The sequence below is a fragment of the Methylomonas koyamae genome (genome assembly GCF_001644025.1).
Lineage (GTDB): Bacteria > Pseudomonadota > Gammaproteobacteria > Methylococcales > Methylomonadaceae > Methylomonas > Methylomonas koyamae_A.
On sequence record NZ_LUUK01000168.1, the window covers coordinates 27,501 to 42,362 of the forward strand.

Consider the following 14,862-nt stretch of genomic DNA (forward strand, 5'->3'; position numbering starts at 1 on the left):
AGTCTTGACGCCATACATTGTCCTCCCGCAGGTTGGCCTCTCCCAATAGTTACTCTTCGAGCGCGACTTCCTTGGGCATATTCCTATTAATCAGAAAATACACCAACGGAATCACCACCAGCGAGAACAACGTGGATGCGATGATGCCGAAGATGAAGCTCCAGGCCAAGCCGGAAAAGATCGGGTCGAGCACGATCATCACCGAGCCCAGCACGGCCGACGCGGCGGTCAGAAAGATCGGGTTCAAACGGGTGGCGCCGGCTTCGATAATGGCGTCGGCCAGACTGATGTCCGGGTTGCCCCGATAGATGTTCTCGATGAAGTCGATCAGAATGATGGAGTTGCGCACGACGATGCCGGCCAGCGCGATCATGCCTATCATCGCGGTGGCGGTGAAGTACACCGGATCGGCGTATTGGCCGACGTCCGACGCAAACAGGTTGATGAACCAAAAGCCGGGCATGATGCCGATCACGGTCAACGGAATCGCTATCATCATGATCAGCGGCACGCCCAGCGAGCCGGTTTGGCCGACCAACAGGATGTAGATCATCACCATCGCCGCCGCGAAGGCCAGGCCCAGGTCGCGGAACACGTCCACGGTAATTTTCCATTCGCCCTCACCGGCCATTTCGGCACGATAACCGGGCGGCAGCGGTTTTTCTTCCAACTTGTCGCCCAAGTCCCACACCGCCTCGACCGGACTGCGGCCGGCCATTTCGCCGAGCACGTAGGACACCCGCTCCAGGTTTTTATGGTAGATGGTCTGATCGCCGTGATCGTGCTCGAAGCGGCCGATTTCGCCCAGCCGCACCAGCTTGCCCTGCCCGGTTTTAACCGACAGCGCCAGCAAATCGGCCTCCGACGAACGGGCCGAACGCGGCAAGCGCAGCTCGATCAACAGCGGCTGGCGCTCGCTGGCAATATGCAAGGTGCCGGCAACCCCACCGTCTACGGCCAATTTCAGACTGTTGGCGACTTGCTCGGTAGTGATGCCAAGCCACGCGGCCTTGTCCTGATCGAGCATGAAGTGCAAGCGGTCTTGCGGCGCTTCGACGTAATCGTCGACATCGACCACGCCTTCGGTTTGTTCCAATTCAGCCCGCACCCTGTTGGAAACCTTGATGATGTCCTGATAGCTCGCTTCCGGTGGACCGTAGAGCTCCGCGACCACACTAGACAATACCGGAGGCCCCGGCGGCATTTCGACGATCTTGATGTTGGCGCCGTATTGTCGTTCGATTTTGTCGATCTCGGGCCTCATTCTTAATGCAATCGCATGCGACTGTTGTTCGCGGCGAGTCTTATCGACGAATACCACGCGGATGTCGCCGACGTAAGCGCCTTGGCGCAAATAGTAATGCCGCACCAAACCGTTGAAATCCATCGGCGAGGCCAAACCGACATAGCTTTGATAATTGGCGACCTCGTTGACGGTGGCCAGATAGCGTCCGACCGCCGCCGCGACTTCGTCGGTAGCTTCCAGCGACGAGCCGCGCGGCATGTCGATGACCATTTGCAGCTCGTTTTTATTGTCGAACGGCAAGAGTTTCAAAGGCACGACGCGGAACACCGCCATCAACGCCGACAACACGAAGGCAATGAATACGATCAGCAAAAACCCCTTGGCCTTGGCTTGATTGCCCAACAGCGGCCGCATGATGGCTTGATACAGCTTGAAGCCGCGCGTGTCGTGTAGTTTGAACTCGGGACCATGATCCTTGCCGTAATCGCCTTTCAGCAGTTTGTAGCTGGCCCAAGGTGTAACGGTAAAGGCGATCAGCAGCGACATCAGCATCGCGATCGGCACGTTGAAAGCCATCGGTGCCATGTACGGCCCCATCATGCCGGTGATGAAAAACATCGGCACGAAGGACATGATCACCGCAAAGGTGGCCAATATCGTCGGCGGTCGGATTTCGTTGACCGCGGTCAGCAAGGCTTGCAGCGGCGGCTCCTTACGCATTTTGTAGTGGCGGTGGATGTTCTCGACATCGACGATCGGGTCGTCGACCAACAAGCCCAAGGACAAGATCAACGCGAACAGCGTAACCCGATTGATGGTGTAGCCGAAGATCAGATCCAGCAACAGCGTTACCGCAAACGTCATCGGCACCGCCAACGACACGATTAGCGATTCCTTAAAACCCAAGGACAAGGCCAGCAACACGATGATGGTCAAAATCGCGATGCTCAAGTGCATCACCAGTTCGTTAACCTTATGGTTGGCGGTTTCGCCGTAGTTGCGGGTGACGTTGATTTGCACATCATCCGGTATCAGCGTGCCGTGTAATTGTTCGGTTAGCGCCAGTACTTGTTCGGCAACGGCTACCGCATTGGCGCCCTTGCGCTTGGCGATGGCGATGGTCGCCATTTGCCTTTCCTCGCCCGCCAGGGATGGTGGAAATGCGGCAGCGGGTCCGCCGCCGATTTGCACCTGTTGCCCGGAAGCATGTCCAACCGTTTCCGCTTCATGCGCCGCCGGACCAAAACCAATTCGGGTGTAGTAGTCGGTATCTTGCGGACCGTCGAGGATTTCGGCGACGTCACGCAGATAAACCAAACGGCCGCCGACGTTTTTCAACACCGTGGCGCCGACGGCTTCGAGGTTTTGATACTGTGGCCCCGCTTCCAGCAAGATGTCTTTTCCGGCTTGATTGAAATGACCGATTTGCAGATTGGCATTGCCTTGCGACAAGGCCTGCCGCAGCTCCGCCAAATCCAGACCGGCGGCTTGCAGCTTGGCGGGGTCGGGGTATACCGAAATCATCCTGGGCGCCGCGCCGACCACCCAACTTTTGCCGATGTCATCGATCGCGCGCAGGCGTTCGATCAATTCCTCGGCGATCCGGCGAACCGCCATGCTATCCTCGCTGCCCCTAGGGCTGGACAAGCTCAGCAGCACGATAGGCACGTCGTCGATTTCGACCGGCTTGACCACCCAATCGGTGACGCCCGGCGGGATGATGTCCAGATTGGCCTGCAACTTATCGTGAGTCTTGATCAAGCTATCGACGATGCTTTGGCCCACCTCGTAGCGCACCGTGACCAGCGCCTGACCGGGACTGGAGGCTGAGTAAACGTATTCGACGCCCTGAATTTGCTTTAGGAACACTTCCAGCGGCGTCGTGACGCGTTTCTCGACTTCCTCGGCCGTAGCGCCGGGATACTTGACGAACACGTCCATCACCGGCACGACGATTTGCGGATCTTCCTCGCGCGGCGTCAGTATCAGTGCCGCCGCGCCGGCCAGCAGCGAGATCAGCAGGAATAGCAGGGACAGATGCGACGTGGTAAACAGCCGGACAATCGCCACCGTCAGCGTGTCTTTTTTGGCCTCGTTGCTCGAACTCATGAGGCTAGCTCGCTATCAGCCAGGATGGTTTCGCCGTCGCGCAGGCCGGTCAGTACTTCCAGCCGGTCGCCGTAACGCTTTCCGGTGCGAATGTGCCGGATATGCCAAGCACCGTTTTCGACCACGCGCACCGCCTGCAACTGGCCGAAATTCAGTACCGCGCCGGCCGGGATCAACAGGGCCGATTCGGCCGTATCGCAAGGCAGCGCCAACGTGGCGAACTGACCGTGCTGCAAACCGGGCGTGGCCGGCAAATCGACTTTGACCAGACGGGTGCGGGTTTGCGGATCGACTTCCGGGGCCAATTCGGCCACTCGGCCGATCAGATCGACGCCGTCGATACGCACCGCCGCGGTATCGCCCAAACCGATGCGGCCGCTACAAGTGCTGGCAACCGACACTTCCAATCGAAGCGCATCGGGCTGGTGAAAGCTGACCAGTGCCTGACCGGGCGCGCCCATATCGCCGGGATCTTGGTAACGTTCGCCCACCACGCCGTCGAACGGCGCGTACAACACGTTTTCGGCCATCATCACCTGACTTTGTCGAGCCGAGCTGGCGGCCTGTTCGGCCAAGGCCCTGGCCGCCTTCGCCCGAGCCAGCGCGGCGTCATAGCTTTGTCGGGTCGCGGCTTGTTTTTCGAACAGTTCGCTAGCGCGTTTTTCGTCGGCAGCCGCTTGCACGGCCTGAGCCTGAGCCGCTGCCTGCGCCGAAACCGCCGCACTATAGGCGGCACGCGGGTCGCGGTCGTCCAATTTGGCGATCACCTCGCCTTTTTTCAGCCTGTCTCCGACCTTAACCGGAATCTCCACTATTCGCGCGGAAAATTTCGGACTGATCTTGACAGCCTGACGCGAGCGCACCACGCCCTGCCATTCCAACATTCGATCGGCACCGGCCAACGAGACCCGGTAAGTTCGAGCGCCGGACGGCACCGAATTAACGGCGGCCGGAGTAGTGCCGACTTCGGTTTTTTCTGGGCCGCCGATGATGCCCAATGCGACGAAAATCACCAACAACAGCGCCGAAACGGCGGCCAGCGGAATTGCCCAAGCAGGCAACGCGGAATGAGTATTCGAAGAGGTCATGTTCCTTCCTGAAGTTTATTGCCAAGCACCGTAAGCCTGCTTGAGTTCCGCATCGGCGCGCAACGCGTCGTATCGGGCGTTGATTTGCCTGGTGTGGGCCTTGTCTCTAGCCACTTCGGCTTCGATATAGCGGGTAACCGTCACGACGCCAACCTGATATTGCTCGCTGACCTGCCTCAGAGCTTCTTCGGCCGCCAACACCGCGACGCCCGCGACTTGCACGCGATTCAGGGCTTCCGACAGTTTCAGGCGCGCACTGTGCAACTCGTTTTCGATACGTAACCGGGTCTGACGCGCCGCTTCTTGGGCGGCGATCAATTCGTGCTCGGCCTTTTTGATGCGTTCTTGCGTGGCGAAACCTGAAAACAAGTCCAGCTCGACCGTGACGCCGGCAGTGACATTGTCGCGATTGGCACTGAAAGCCAAGTCCCGGCTATCGGAGCCGTAACTGACGTAAGCATCGGCGCGCGGTAAATGCGCGCCTTGCGCGGCCGAAAGTTGCCGTTCGGCGATTTCGACTCGTTTTTGGGCCGCCTGTAATTCCGGATGGGTCCGCGCTTGATTCAACAGCTCGTCGTAAGCCGCCGGCGTGGCCGGTAACGCGGCCTCCGCCTCCGCTATCGACAATGGCTCGCCGGCACCCAAGCCGAGCAAGGTTTTCAACATGTTCTGTGCCAGTTCGATGGCGTTGGCCGCTTGAATTTCCGCATCCTTGGCTTCGGCCAATTGGACCTCCAGCGACAAGACTTCCGACTTCAGCAAGGTGCCCGCCTCGTAACGCAAGCGGGATTGGCGCAACTCGCTGTCAACCGCGTCGACCGCGCCGATACTGACCTTGTGCGCCGCGACCGCGGCCAGTTCGCCGTAATAGGCGGCGGTCACGTTATTCAGCAAATGATTGCGAAGCGCCGATTTTTCCAGCTCCGACGCCTCAACGCCCAGCTCTGCGGCCTTACCGAGATAGTAATCCCGACCGCCGCGAAACAGCGAATAACTAGCCGTGACTTGGGGGCGATAGTTATCCACGCCGCCTGGGTGGTTAAAATCACCGCTGTTAAAATCGAGCCGCCGCTGAGCGATGATCATAGCGAACGCTTGCGCCGGATTGTCGCTGTGCTGGTAGGACAAGCTGGCTTTGACCTGCGGATAAAAACTGGCCAAGGCTTCGCCGAGTTGAGCATTCGCCTGCTCGATTCTAGCTTGCAGAATGCTGAGTTCGGGATTGCCGGCCAACGCTTGATCAATGGCCCGCTCCAATGTGTAAACCGAGCCGGCCGACTCGGCATGGGCCGTCAAACCCAACGACGAAGCCATCAGCAAGACTGCGAAACGTGTACCTGTTGTGTGCATGGCGTTGAAATGGGGGTAATTAAGTATTTCCTAATATATAGCCAAGCCGAGCATTTTTCCAGCCTTAAATTCATAAGACCTCGCAAGCTACTCCTCAAAAATAAACGACTTTTAAACGAATGCTTGAAATGTTTGGTCAGCATGGTAACTTTAGCGGCCCGTCCCATAATAATAACTAGCTTAAGAGGAAACATCGCATGAGCCTTGAAGAAAACACCAACGACACAGAGAACAGCAGCCCTGCCGAGGAACCCAATCAACCGGCATCAATTGCGGAACCTGCCGCGGCCCCTGTCGAAGCCGGAGCGGCTAACGCTTTGGCGACCATATTGGCCCTGAAGGAATCCAATCCGAAAGTATTTTACGGCGGCGTCGGCGGCGTGGCCTTGCTGTTGCTCTTGATGATCTTTAGCGGTGGATCGAACCCCAAATTGCCCGTTCATCAGCAAAAACCGCTGGTCGTTGGACAAAGTTACGTTCTGAAAAGCCCGAATACTTACGATCCGAATGCCACGGTCAGACTGGTTGGCGTCCCTGGCTCTTTGGCGGCTTACGACGATACCGAGGAAAATGACCGCGACGGCGCATGCAAACATATGCCGATGAATTCGCCGGTCAAGTTGCTACAAATCCAGAACGATACCACCGACAAAAACCTGGTTTGGGCCGAAGTCGAAATTACCGCCAGCGGCGAATGCCAAGGCCGTCGCGCCTGGACTTCCGGCATCAACCTGCAATAACTGTTGACTAAAAAAATTTACACCCTATAATACGCCGGATCGGAAACAAAGCGGGAATAGCTCAGTTGGTAGAGCACAACCTTGCCAAGGTTGGGGTCGCGAGTTCGAGTCTCGTTTCCCGCTCCAAATTTTAAAGCCGCGCCGCTACGCGGCTTTTTTGTTGGACCTTAAACGGCTGCGTAGCAAAGTGGTTATGCAGCGGCCTGCAAAGCCGTATACACCGGTTCGATTCCGGTCGCAGCCTCCATAGGTATTGGACCGATGTCGATATCAAACCGACATTTTCCCAAGCGGGCAATGTCATCTTCAAGCGGGAATAGCTCAGTTGGTAGAGCACAACCTTGCCAAGGTTGGGGTCGCGAGTTCGAGTCTCGTTTCCCGCTCCAAATCGTCCATTTCTTCGTCACTCTTATCGCATCCGAGCCCCTCGTACAGGCTGGATTCAGCGACATATCGGATTGAGCCAAACCCGCCGGGAGCGAATCAGTATTTGGAGTAGGGCGGAACGCGCCTCGGAAGCCAGAACTCAAACCCCTTCGTTCGAGTACACACCCTATATAAACCGCCTGCAACGCCGTCACTTGGTGACCGAAAAATCTCCGGTCTTGAGCGAACAGTTCTTTTCAAGACCGACAGTAGTTTTACGTTGAAAGCCGTTGGGCAAAGTACGGAAACACTGGTGTCGGAATATCTTCGGCGCGACTGAAGCCGCCGCCAAGCCCGCCGATTATATTCTCCAAAGCAAAAAATCACTTCCGCTTGTTGGACTAAAGCAGCACCCGCTCCACGCCGCCGCTGCCGGCCTTGGTCAAATAGTCGGCCATCCAATTTTCGCCCAACACATGCTTGGCAATTTCGACGACGATGTAATCGACTTCCAGTTGTTCGACATCGTCTTGATAACGCTGCAATCCTTGCATGCAGGACGGACAGGAGGTCAACATTCGCACCGCACCATCGTAACCGTCGGCGCGCAGCTTGGCGGCGTCGTTCTGCAACTCCTCGGCCTTGCGATAGCGGACCTGCGTCGAGATGTCTGGCCGCGCCACAGCCAGAGTACCGGATTCGCCGCAGCACCGGTCGGACTTGCCGACCGGCGCGCCCAGTAAGCCGCTGACGACTTTCAACGGCTCTTGCTGCTTAAACGGACTGTGACAAGGATCGTGATACAGATAACGAGCACCGTCGACCCCGTCCAACCTAACGCCCTTTTCTAACAAATATTCGTGAATATCCAATAGCCGGCAGCCCGGAAAAATTTTTTCGAACTCGTAATCGACCAACTGATCCAGGCAAGTGCCGCAACTGACGATCACGGTCTTGATGTCCAGATAGTTCAAGGTATTCGCCACCCGATGAAACAACACTCGGTTATCGGTGGTGATTTTTTCGGCCTTGTCGAACTGACCCGCCGCGCGCTGCGGGTAACCGCAACACAAATAACCGGGCGGTAAAACGGTTTGCACGCCGACCTCGTAAAGCATCGCCTGGGTCGCCAGACCAACTTGCGAGAACAAGCGCTCGGAGCCGCAACCGGGAAAATAAAACACCGACTCGGAATCCGAACGGGTCTTGGCATGATCGCGAATAATCGGCACGATTTGATTATCCTCGATGTCCAGCAAGGCCCTGGCCGTCTTGTTCGGCAGCTTGGCCGGCATCTTCCGATTCATGAAATGAATGACTTGCTCGCGCACGTCCGGCTTGCCCACCGACGCCGGCGGCTGGCGGTTCTGCGCCCTGCCCCACGGTGCCAGCATCGTCGTTCCCAAACGCTGCGCCTTGTATCCCCAATCCACCATCGCCGCGCGTAGCGCCTTCACGGTACCCGGACTGGTCGTATTCAAAAACGCCATCGCCAGCGCCTTGCCCGGGTTGAAACTCTGCTTGCCCATTTTATGCAGCAAATTGCGCATGTTCATCGACACCTCGCCGAAATCGATATCGACCGGACAAGGGTTGAAACATTTATGGCACACCGTGCAGTGTTCGCCGACGTCCTCGAATTCCTTCCAATGCGTAATCGAAATACCGCGCCGGGTTTGCTCCTCGTACAAGAACGCCTCGATCAACAGCGACGTCGCCAAAATCTTGTTGCGCGGCGAATAGAGCAGATTGGCGCGCGGCACGTGAGTCGCGCAGACCGGCTTGCACTTACCGCAACGCAGGCAATCCTTGACCGAATCGGAAATCGCGCCGATGTCGCTCTGCTGCATGATCAGCGACTCGAATCCCATCAAACTGAAGGATGTGGTGTAAGCCGAGCTCAGATCGCCGCCCGGCATCAACTTGCCGCGATTGAAGCGCCCTTCCGGATCGACCTGATTTTTATAACGATGAAACTCGGCAAGTTCCGCCGCGTCGAGAAATTCGTACTTGGTAATACCGATGCCGTGCTCGCCGGAAATCGCCCCGCCCAGCGAGCGTGCCAGCGCCATAATTCTGGCGACCGCGGCGTTGGCTTCCTGCAGCATTTGGTAATGGTCGGAGTTGACCGGCAGATTGGTGTGCACATTGCCGTCGCCGGCGTGCATATGCAAGGCCACGAACACTCGACCACGTAAAATCTCCTTGTGCGCGGCCTCGATCCGTTCGACGACCGGCCGAAAGTTGTCGCCCTCGAAGATCTCCCGCAAGCGCGGCAACAGCTCTGTCTTCCAGGAAATCCGCAACGAATAGTCCTGAACCCGGTGAAACAAGGTCGGCTCCGTGGCCCGATTGGTCAACGGACCGACGCTGATGCCGTAACGCTCGAATTCAGCCTCGGCCCGCGCCAGCGGCAAATCCAGATGGTCGAACAACCACTGCCAGCGCTCGCGCACCGCCGCCACCGTCTCCAGTGCCAACGCCCGGCGATCGCCGATCAATTCGCTTTTGTCGACGCTGTCTTCGTAGGCGCGTAACGGCAAGTCGCCGCGCAACAAGTCACTCACCGCATCGCACAGCCGCAGTTTATTGCTCAGCGACAATTCGATGTTGATGCGTTCGATGCCGTCGCAATAATCGCCCATGCGCGGCAACGGTATCACCACGTCTTCGTTGATTTTGAAGGCGTTGGTATGACGAGCGATCGCCGCCGTTCTAGCCCTATCCAGCCAAAACTTGGCTCGGGTTTCCGGGCTGACCGCGATAAAACCCTCGGCGCCGCGCGCGTTGCACAAGCGGACCACTTCGGACGCGGCCAGCGCCACCTGCTGTTCGTCGTCGCCGACAATGTCGCCGATCAACACCATCTTGGGCCGACCGTGGCGCTTGGCCTTGGTGGCGTAACCGACCGCCTTGACGTAGCGCTCGTCCAGGTGTTCCAGACCCGCCAGCATCACCCGCGCCGGACCGTCTTTCGGCAGCCCGGCCAGATAATCGCGAATTTCGACGATGGACGGCACCGCCTCGCGCACTTGCCCGAAAAACTCCAGACAGAAGGTGCGCGCGTGCGGCGGCATTTCATGCAGCACCCAGCGCGCCGAAGTAATAATGCCGTCGCAACCCTCTTTCTGTATCCCCGGCAAACCGCCAAGAAACTTGTCGGTCACATCCTTGCCCAAGCCGACCTTGCGGAACAACGCGCCAGGCAGATCCAGGCGTTCTTCGCTTAGCAGATTGCGACGGCTACTGTCGTAGCGCTTCAAGTTAAAACTGACCTGCTCCTGCTCGTGGATCTTGCCCAGATTGTGATTGAGCCGCTCGACTTCCAGCCAATTGCCGTCCGGCGTCACCATCCGCCACGACGCCAGATTGTCCAGCGCGGTCCCCCAAAGCACCGCTTTCTTACCGCCGGCATTCATCGCGATATTGCCGCCCACGCAAGACGCATCGGCCGAGGTTGGATCGCAGGCAAACACCAATCCCGAGCGCTCGGCGGCTTCCATGACCCGGCGCGTCACGACGCCAGCACCGGTGAAAATCGTCGCGTACGGACTATCCACGCCCGGCAAGCGGGATTCGCGCTCGACCGCCGTCATTTCCAGCAGTTTTTCGGTATTGATGATCGCCGAAAACGGCGTCAGCGGTACCGCGCCGCCGGTATAGCCGGTGCCGCCGCCGCGCGGAATAATGGTCAAACCCAGTTCGATGCAGCCGCGCACCAAATGCCCGATCTCGTCCTCGCTGGACGGATACAACACGACGAAGGGATATTCGACCCGCCAGTCGGTGGCGTCGGTAACATGGCTGACCCTGGCAAAACCGTCGAAACAGATGTTGTCCTTGCGGGTATATTGGGTCAACAAACTCAATACGCTACGCCGTAACTGGCCGGTTTGCTCGAAATGAGCCTCGAAATCGGCGACGGCTTGCTGAACGGCGGCGATCAACTGACCGACGCGCTCGGCGCGATCGGGATCGCCGGCGATTTCCGCTTGTCGCGTCTCCATTTGCCGCAACCGGTGACGCAACGCATCGAGCAAGGCCCGGCGCCGGTCGCGATTGTTCAGCAAATCGTCTTCCAGATAGGGATTGCGGCGCACCGCCCAAATATCGCCCAACACTTCGTAAAGCATGCGCGCCGAGCGACCGGTGATTTGTTCGCCGCGCAGCGAATCCAACACCCACCAGATGTCCTCGCCGAGCAGGCGGATGACGATTTCCCGGTCGGAAAACGAAGTGTAGTTATAGGGGATTTCCCGCACGCGCGCCGGCGCGGTGTGGTCGCTTAGGAAGGATGAATTGGCCACTGGACTCGCCGAACTGAAAGTCATGATGGCCGGGATTCTAACATGGCGAGGCATTGAGCCCCATCGAAAAACGCCAGCCGCGCCAGGCGGCGCGGACGGCGTTTGGCGGACGCAATCGGCTTAAAACTCCATCCGGCCGCCCAGCATGAAGCGGTTGCTGTCGATATGCCGGTAGCCTTGCAGGGTTTCGTAGGATAAAAACGCCGACACGCCGCCCGGCAACACGCTGGACACTTCCGCGCCGAAGGTATAGTAATCGCGACTCGGCGCGTCGTTGACCAACGTAAAGGTGCTGCCGCTGCCGTCGGCGACAAAGCTGCCGGTGACTTGGCGGCGGCCGTCCATGAATTGATGGTGCCATTCGCCGCGCAACTGCGGAATCACTACCCCCCACGGCACGCTGACCGAATACGCGGTCTGCACGCCGACCGTCGAAATCAGCGATTGAATATTTTGCTTGCCGAAACGCACCGCGCCGGGACTGCCGGTCTCGCTATAGCTGTCGATATCCAGACCGGTATATTCGCCGCGCGCATAAGGCGCGACCGTCAAAGCCTTGAAATTGAAGTCGTAGCCGCCGCCCAGGCTGAAAGCATACTGATCGGCGCTCGGCGCCGCGCTGGCAATCGACGAAGTTCCGCCCAACTTGATGTTGCGGCTGGTTTCGAAATCGACGCCGCCGTATGACGCGGTACCCTCGACGTGCAAGGCATCGGTAATGAAGTAACTGCTATAGAGCGTGCCGATGTAGTTGTCGCTCAAGGTCTCGCCGCGACCGCTGTTAAACGTGGCATTGCCGCGCTTGTAATTGAAGGCGGCGCCGGCGGACCAGCGGTCGCTGATACGGTAATCGGCGCCGGCCATGAAATTATGATTGTCGAATTTAAAACCGCCCAAATTCACGGCCGTGTTGTCGTGCAAACCGAAGCTACTGTCGACCTTGCCCCAAAACGACAGTTTCGAGAAATCGCCGTCGCCGGCCCCACCGCCCAAATTGATTTTGCCGGATTGTCCGAACGGCAAGCTATTCTTGCCGCCGTTGACCCGTGTAGCGATACTGCCCATGCCGAACACCTGATCCGGCGTCAGACTCTTTAAGTCCGAGATGCTCTCGATATTACACGCGGATGGCGCGTTGGATTCCTGCTGATTGTAAAAATTCGAGCATTTGGAAATGGCGTTGTCCACCGAGCTCTGGTTTTCGTTGAAGCTGGCCGGCGTCGCCCGCGCGGTAGACATCGCCGCTCCGCACAGAGCCAGCGCGACGCCCACGCCGATCCGGCTCGCCGTCGGCGACATTGACGTAACGGTATTTTGCTTATTCTTCATAGTATGTCTCCTCTAAGTCGATGCGGGCATCTTACATGCCAAATCTATTTCGACAAAATTTAAGAATGTAATTAATCATCTTGAATTATAAGCCAAAATAAGAATCACGCAGATTCACTAACTCCGCAATTTGTCTTGCAAGCTCAGCAAGCCCTTGTGACCGGGATTGACCTCCAACCCTTCGCCGACTTTTTTCAAAGCCTCGGCGCGCTGGCCTTTTTCGTAAAGCTCCCAGGCTTGCTGCTCCAACAAATCGGCGATTTTATTGATGCCGTCGACGGCTACCTGATTGTAGGGGTCGATTTTCAAGATTTCCTGATAGGCCCACCAGGCGTTGCTGCCGGTCGGTGCGGTTAGATAGCCGACATCCAAATGAATCGCCGCCAATTCCTGTAAATCCTGGATTTTCTGTACTTCTTCCGGCGTCAAGGCCTTGATCGCGACCTGAGGCACGGTTTCGCCGGGCGGATGCGCCAAACGCCAGTAAATGCTGAATCCGCCGGACAGCGCCACCAGCACCGCCGCGCCCCACAACGCGAAGAAGGCCGCCGAACGCGGCGCTAACACCGCCAAAAACTCGCGTATCGTCGCGGTGCGTTTGTCCTGACGCAAGGCCAAGGCCTTTTGCAAGCCTTTCCACTGCCGCCGACCCAGCTTGGGAATGGCCTTGGGCTGCAAATTGACTTCCAGTACTTTCTCCGCCGACAACTTACCGAACGGATGCTTGCCGGTCAGCAGCTCGTAACTGATACAGGCCAGCGCGTAAATATCGTCGCGCGGGTCCGGATCGCGGTTTTGCAATTGCTCCAAGCTGGCGTAAGCCGGCGTCAGCGCGCCCAAGTCGCGGGCATTGAACACGGTCGCGTCCTCGCCGCCGGCTTCGGAACGGCCGATCGCGCAAGCGATACCGAAGTCCAACACCCGAATTTCGCCGTCGTCGCCCAAAAACACGTTACCAGGCTTGAAATCGGAATGAACGATCTTCTTCTTGTGCGCGTAACCCAGCGCTTCGGCCATCGCGTGAATGATCGGCCAAGCTTTCTTGAACGGCAAACCGCTATCGACATGATCCCTGATCAAATGACTGAGCGGCCGGCCTTGCAGATATTCCATCGTCATAAACACGTGGCCGGCGTCGTCGCGGTCGAAGTCGTAGACTTTAATGATATTCGGATGAGCTAGGGTCTGAGCACGCTTGGTCTCGCGCTGCAAGGCCACCAAGGCCATCGGGTTGAACTGAAAATCCCGGTTCAGCACCTTTAGCGCGACAAAGGGATCCTTATCGGCCGCCTCGACCTTACGCAGGTCGGTGGCCTTGAATACCATCCCCATCCCGCCGACGCCCAGCAGTTCCTCGAGCACGAAACGTTTCTTGACGGTATCGCCGACCACCAGATCGGTGCGCGGCAGATTGGGATCCAGACCTTGCAGCAAGGACTCGGTATTCAAGGTTGGCGTCTTGGTGGTCGAAGCCGGCGCGGCGTCCGGCACCACGGCCTCGCCAACTCGAGTCGCGTCGTCGGTCGCCGCCGGGTTCAGAAGTTCGGTGGCGTCCCCGTCGCCGGCCGCTGTTGCGACCCACGTCGGGTCGTCGCCCGCCTCCGGTTTTTTGGCTTGGGCGAGTTTCCGGCCATCCGCCGGCATCGCCACCAAGGTTGCATCGTCGGCCGCGGTCGGCGGCGTACTCGTGCTCTCGGCCAATCGGGTCCGGTCATCCCAAATGCCGACAAGTAGTCGGTAGGTCGCGCCTTCGAGTTCACCCTCGGCTAGCGCTTGCTCCAGGCTCAGCCGGGCGGCGGCCAAATCCGCTTCCGGTCCGGCGTTTAAGGCCTCGGCCGCCGCCAGCAATTGCGCTAAGCTGATTTGCGATTGCCGAAAGGCGGTGAATGCGTTATCAAAGGCGGACATGACAGTATGCAAAGTTTAAAGACGATGATGGATTTTAGCCTGTTTGGCTCAGGCCGTCGGCAAACCGGCGACCGCCGATGCCGATAAGCCTTGCGCCATTCCGCCGAGCTTGCGCGATTAGGCGGCGGCTGGCGGCACTGCTGTTGACGGTCGTCACGGCCGCTTGCGCCTCGCCCACCGCCAAGCTCCAAAATCAAGCCCGCCAATTCGGCTTAACCGCCGAAACCGTGATCGCCAACGGCTTCCGGCTCGATACCTATTCCCGGTCCGGCTCGACGACATCGGAACGGCTGCATGTCTACCTGGAAGGCGACGGCCGACCCTATGAAGCCGGCATCCTGCCCAGCGCCGACCCCACCACCCGCGCCTCGGTGGCATTACCGTTACAGGCCGTCGATCCGGCGCCCAGTCTTTATATT

7 protein-coding genes, 3 tRNA genes and 1 pseudogene are annotated in these 14,862 nt (G+C 58.3%); 5 read left to right on the forward strand and 6 right to left on the reverse strand.

Going from position 1 to position 14,862, the window contains the following annotated elements; translation table 11 throughout:
* Window positions 1-49: 49 nt before the first annotated feature.
* From A1355_RS12610 to A1355_RS12620, 3 genes are read right to left on the reverse strand one after another with little or no spacing between them, the layout of a single operon-like run.
* Entirely contained in the window at window positions 50-3,355 is a 3,306-nt protein-coding gene (locus A1355_RS12610; RefSeq protein WP_064028611.1) for an efflux RND transporter permease subunit, read from the reverse strand.
* Entirely contained in the window at window positions 3,352-4,443 is a 1,092-nt protein-coding gene (locus tag A1355_RS12615) for an efflux RND transporter periplasmic adaptor subunit (protein WP_064028613.1), read from the reverse strand. The genes A1355_RS12610 and A1355_RS12615 overlap by 4 nt, the downstream gene beginning before the upstream one ends.
* 15 nt (window positions 4,444-4,458) lie before the next feature.
* Window positions 4,459-5,757 carry a TolC family protein gene (locus A1355_RS12620; RefSeq protein WP_231883656.1) on the reverse strand — a complete coding sequence of 433 codons (1,299 nt, stop codon included), beginning with the start codon at window positions 5,755-5,757 and terminating at the stop codon, window positions 4,459-4,461.
* A 233-nt stretch (window positions 5,758-5,990) separates the two neighbouring features.
* Here A1355_RS12620 and A1355_RS12625 point away from each other — a divergent pair, with 233 nt between their 5' ends.
* The 4 genes from A1355_RS12625 to A1355_RS12640 all read left to right on the forward strand — a co-directional run bounded on the left by A1355_RS12625 (window position 5,991) and on the right by A1355_RS12640 (window position 6,919).
* A complete protein-coding gene (locus A1355_RS12625; RefSeq protein ID WP_064028618.1) occupies window positions 5,991-6,533 on the forward strand; it encodes a hypothetical protein in 543 nt (180 codons plus the stop codon).
* A 50-nt stretch (window positions 6,534-6,583) separates the two neighbouring features.
* Window positions 6,584-6,659, forward strand: a tRNA-Gly gene (locus A1355_RS12630).
* Between the two features lie 47 nt (window positions 6,660-6,706).
* Window positions 6,707-6,780 (forward strand) — tRNA-Cys (locus tag A1355_RS12635).
* Window positions 6,781-6,843: 63 nt separating this feature from the next.
* A tRNA-Gly gene (locus A1355_RS12640) sits at window positions 6,844-6,919 on the forward strand.
* A gap of 381 nt (window positions 6,920-7,300) precedes the next feature.
* Here A1355_RS12640 and A1355_RS12645 read toward each other — a convergent pair.
* From A1355_RS12645 to A1355_RS12655, 3 genes are all read right to left on the reverse strand, one after another.
* Window positions 7,301-11,206: a DUF3683 domain-containing protein gene (locus A1355_RS12645; RefSeq protein ID WP_064028625.1), complete on the reverse strand. Its 3,906-nt coding sequence runs from the start codon at window positions 11,204-11,206 to the stop codon at window positions 7,301-7,303.
* Between the two features lie 120 nt (window positions 11,207-11,326).
* On the reverse strand, window positions 11,327-12,535 hold the full coding sequence (locus tag A1355_RS12650) for an autotransporter outer membrane beta-barrel domain-containing protein (protein ID WP_064028620.1): 1,209 nt from the start codon (window positions 12,533-12,535) through the stop codon (window positions 11,327-11,329).
* Between the two features lie 117 nt (window positions 12,536-12,652).
* Window positions 12,653-14,443, reverse strand: coding sequence for a serine/threonine-protein kinase (locus tag A1355_RS12655; protein ID WP_064028622.1), 1,791 nt, complete (start codon window positions 14,441-14,443; stop codon window positions 12,653-12,655).
* Window positions 14,444-14,520: 77 nt separating this feature from the next.
* Here A1355_RS12655 and A1355_RS12660 point away from each other — a divergent pair.
* Window positions 14,521-14,862 (forward strand): annotated as a pseudogene (locus tag A1355_RS12660) (hypothetical protein); the annotation flags it as partial.

Coding starts and splice junctions, on each gene's coding strand:
- A1355_RS12610 (WP_064028611.1), bottom strand. CDS start 3,355: ATGAGTTCGAGCAACGAGGCCAAAAAAGACACGCTGACGGTGGCGATT.
- A1355_RS12615 (WP_064028613.1), bottom strand. CDS start 4,443: ATGACCTCTTCGAATACTCATTCCGCGTTGCCTGCTTGGGCAATTCCG.
- A1355_RS12620 (WP_231883656.1), bottom strand. CDS start 5,757: ATGGCTTCGTCGTTGGGTTTGACGGCCCATGCCGAGTCGGCCGGCTCG.
- A1355_RS12625 (WP_064028618.1), top strand. CDS start 5,991: ATGAGCCTTGAAGAAAACACCAACGACACAGAGAACAGCAGCCCTGCC.
- A1355_RS12650 (WP_064028620.1), bottom strand. CDS start 12,535: ATGAAGAATAAGCAAAATACCGTTACGTCAATGTCGCCGACGGCGAGC.
- A1355_RS12655 (WP_064028622.1), bottom strand. CDS start 14,443: ATGTCCGCCTTTGATAACGCATTCACCGCCTTTCGGCAATCGCAAATC.